We start from the raw sequence: 3,645 nt of genomic DNA, 5'->3' as shown, positions 1-3,645 counted from the left end.
GCCTTCGCGTAGGAGGTCAGCCAGCGGAGCGCGAGCGTGTTCGCGCGGTGCGGCTTGACCTCGACGGGGACCTGGTAGGTCGAGCCGCCGACGCGGCGGCTCTTGACCTCGATGGTCGGGCGGACGTTGTCGAGCGCCTTCTTCAGCGTCGCGACCGCGTCCTGGCCGTTCTTCGCGGCGACGGCCTCGAGCGCGCCGTACACGATGCGCTCGGACAGGCCCTTCTTGCCGTCGACGAGGATCTTGTTGACGAGCTGGCTGACGACCGGCGCCTGGTACACCGGGTCGGCGACGACAGGACGCTTCGGGGCGGGACCCTTGCGCGGCATTACTTCTTCTCCATCTTCGCGCCGTAACGGGAACGGGCCTGCTTGCGGTTCTTCACACCCTGGGTGTCGAGCGAGCCGCGGACGATCTTGTAGCGCACACCGGGCAGGTCCTTCACACGACCGCCACGCACGAGCACGATCGAGTGCTCCTGCAGGTTGTGGCCGACGCCCGGGATGTAGGCCGTGACCTCGATGCCGCTGGTGAGGCGCACACGGGCGACCTTGCGCAGGGCAGAGTTCGGCTTCTTGGGGGTGGTGGTGTACACACGCGTGCACACACCGCGGCGCTGGGGCGAGCCCTTGAGGGCAGGAGTCTTGGTCTTGGTGACCTTGTCCTGGCGCCCCTTGCGCACAAGCTGGTTGATCGTAGGCAACCTGTTCTCCGTACGTAGTTGATGTTCTGCGCTGTCAGACCGAAGCCCTCGAGCACTCCTTGTGGATGGTTCGCCTCGCCCGACCCCCGCACTCGGGTGTGTCGCGTCTGGCGCTCTCCCCTGCACTCCCCGCGCGCGAACCCCGGAGGGATCGGTTGCGGATTGCCCGGCGAGAGGTGGTGCCGCCCGGTGCCGATCATGATGCCGGCGACGGCGGGCCGTGTCGGAGTCACAACTCAGACACAGTGTTCAAAGATACCGCCTGCGCTGTAGCCCACCAAATCGCTTCGGGCCCGGGGCGCTGACGGGCGAGTCCCCCACAGACGCGGGTATGCCGCGGGGACACGACGCGAGGGCCGGTCCGCCACTGTGGCGGACCGGCCCTCGACGCGACCGGAGCGACGAGGTCAGTCGAGCCCGAGCTCGGCGTCGTCGAGGCGGATGGCCTCGCCGGAGCCGGGGCCGAACGCCGGGTAGTCGTACTCGTAGCTCGGCATCGTGTACATCGACGCCTTCGCCTCTTCGGTCGGCTCGACCTTGATGTTGCGGTAACGGGGCAGACCCGTACCGGCCGGGATGAGCTTGCCGAGGATGACGTTCTCCTTCAGACCCAGCAGCGGGTCCGACTTGGCGTTCATCGCGGCCTCGGTCAGCACCCGGGTCGTCTCCTGGAAGGAGGCGGCCGAGAGCCAGGAGTCCGTCGCCAGCGAGGCCTTGGTGATACCCATGAGCTCCGGACGACCGGACGCGGGACGCCCACCCTCGGCGACGACGCGGCGGTTCTCGGTCTCGAAGCGCCCACGCTCGGCCAGCTCACCAGGGAGCAGGTCGGCATCGGCGGACTCGATGATCGTGATCCGGCGCAGCATCTGGCGGACGATGACCTCGATGTGCTTGTCGTGGATCGACACACCCTGCTGGCGGTAGACGTGCTGCACCTCGTCCACCAGGTGCATCTGCACCGCGCGGGGACCGAGGATGCGCAGCACCTGCTTGGGGTCGATCGACCCCTGCGTCAGCTGGTGTCCGACCTCGACGTGCTCGCCATCGGCCACCAGCAGGCGGGCCCGCTTGCTGACCGGGTAGGCGTGCTCCTCGGAGCCGTCGTCCGGGGTCAGCATGAGGCGCCGCGTCTTGTCGGTGTCCTCGATGGTGATCCGGCCGGCCGCCTCGGCGATCGGGGACACACCCTTGGGGGTGCGGGCCTCGAACAGCTCGACGACACGCGGCAGACCCTGCGTGATGTCGTCACCGGCCACACCACCGGTGTGGAAGGTACGCATCGTCAGCTGGGTGCCGGGCTCACCGATCGACTGGGCGGCGATGATGCCGACCGCCTCACCGATGTCGACCAGCTTGCCGGTGGCCAGCGAGCGGCCGTAGCAGGCGGCACAGGTGCCGACGTGCGACTCGCAGGTGAGGACCGAGCGGACCTTGACCTGCTCGACCCCCGCAGCCACCAGCGCGTCGATGACGACGTCACCGAGGTCGATGCCGGCCTCTGCCAGCGTCGCGCCGTCGTGGACGACGTCCTCGGCGAGCGTGCGGGCGTAGACCGAGGTCTCCACGTCGTCGTGCTCCACCAGCGAGCCGTCGGACAGCTTCTGGGCGATCGGCATGACCAGACCACGCTCGGTGCCGCAGTCGTCCTCACGGATGATGACGTCCTGCGAGACGTCCACCAGACGACGGGTCAGGTAACCCGAGTCGGCGGTACGCAGCGCGGTGTCGGCCAGGCCCTTACGGGAACCGTGCGTCGAGATGAAGAACTCGAGCACCGACAGACCCTCACGGAAGTTCGCGCGGATCGGTCGGGGGATGATGTCGCCCTTGGGGTTGGACACCAGACCACGCATACCGGCGATCTGGCGCAGCTGCATCCAGTTACCGCGAGCACCCGAGGAGACCATCTTGTAGATGGTGTTCGTCTTCGGGAGGTTGGCCTCCATCTCCTTGGCGACCTCGTTGGTGGCCTGCGTCCAGATCTCGATGAGCTCCTGACGGCGCTCGTCGTCGGTGATCAGACCACGCTCGTACTGGGTCTGGACCTTGGTCGCCTTGGTCTCGTAGCCCTCGAGGATCTCGCCCTTGCGGGGCGGCGTCACGACGTCGGAGATGGCGACCGTGGTGCCCGAGCGGGTCGCCCAGTGGAAGCCGTACTCCTTGAGCGCGTCGAGGCTCGCGGCGACCTGGACCTTGGTGTAGCGCTCGGCCAGGTCGTTGACGATCGTGGACAGCCGCTTCTTGTCGACGGGGGCGTCGACGAAGGGGTAATCCACGGGCAGCGTCTGGTTGAACAGCGCACGGCCCAGGCTCGTCTCGACGGTGAGCGAGGCCACCTGGCCGAGCTCGTTGGCCTCGACGCCCTCGGGCAGCACCGTGCCGGGGATCGGCACGACGTCCTCGAGGCGGATCTTGACCTTGCTGCCGAGCTCGAGCTCACCAGCGTCGAACGCCATCCGGGCCTCGGAGACCGACGCGAACGCCCGGCCGGAGCCGCGACCGTTCTCCACCTCGGAGGTGAGGTGGAACAGGCCGATGATCATGTCCTGGGTGGGCATGGTCACCGGTCGGCCGTCGGCCGGCTTGAGGATGTTGTTGCTGGAGAGCATGAGGATGCGGGCCTCGGCCTGCGCCTCGGTGCTCAGCGGCACGTGCACGGCCATCTGGTCACCGTCGAAGTCGGCGTTGAAGGCCGAGCAGACGAGCGGGTGGATCTGGATGGCCTTGCCCTCGACGAGCTGCGGCTCGAACGCCTGGATGCCCAGACGGTGCAGCGTGGGTGCGCGGTTGAGCAGCACGGGGTGCTCGGTGATGACCTCTTCGAGGACGTCCCACACGACCGGGCGAGCGCGCTCGACCATGCGCTTGGCCGACTTGATGTTCTGGGCGTGGTCGAGGTCGACCAGGCGCTTCATCACGAACGGCTTGAACAGCTCGAG

At 67.8% G+C, this 3,645-nt stretch carries 3 protein-coding genes; all 3 read right to left on the bottom strand.

Features of this window, described 5'->3' with window-relative positions; all coding sequences use genetic code 11:
- Positions 1-329 (bottom strand): 30S ribosomal protein S7 (locus VGN50_RS01325; protein ID WP_327442833.1); only part of this gene is annotated, 329 nt, incomplete at its 3' end.
- The gene (gene rpsL / locus VGN50_RS01320; RefSeq protein ID WP_056883290.1) at positions 329-703 is read right to left on the bottom strand and encodes a 30S ribosomal protein S12; all 375 of its coding nucleotides are present in this window, start codon (positions 701-703) and stop codon (positions 329-331) included. The genes VGN50_RS01325 and rpsL, both read right to left, overlap by 1 nt.
- A 407-nt stretch (positions 704-1,110) precedes the next feature.
- Positions 1,111-3,645: DNA-directed RNA polymerase subunit beta' (rpoC, locus tag VGN50_RS01315; protein ID WP_327442832.1), on the bottom strand; the 2,535-nt coding region annotated here is incomplete at its 5' end.

Origin of the sequence: Pedococcus sp., assembly GCF_036000045.1 — a bacterium.
Lineage (GTDB): Bacteria > Actinomycetota > Actinomycetes > Actinomycetales > Dermatophilaceae > Pedococcus.
Note: the sequence above shows the minus strand (reverse complement) of the source record. Positions and strands in the feature narration are given on the sequence as shown.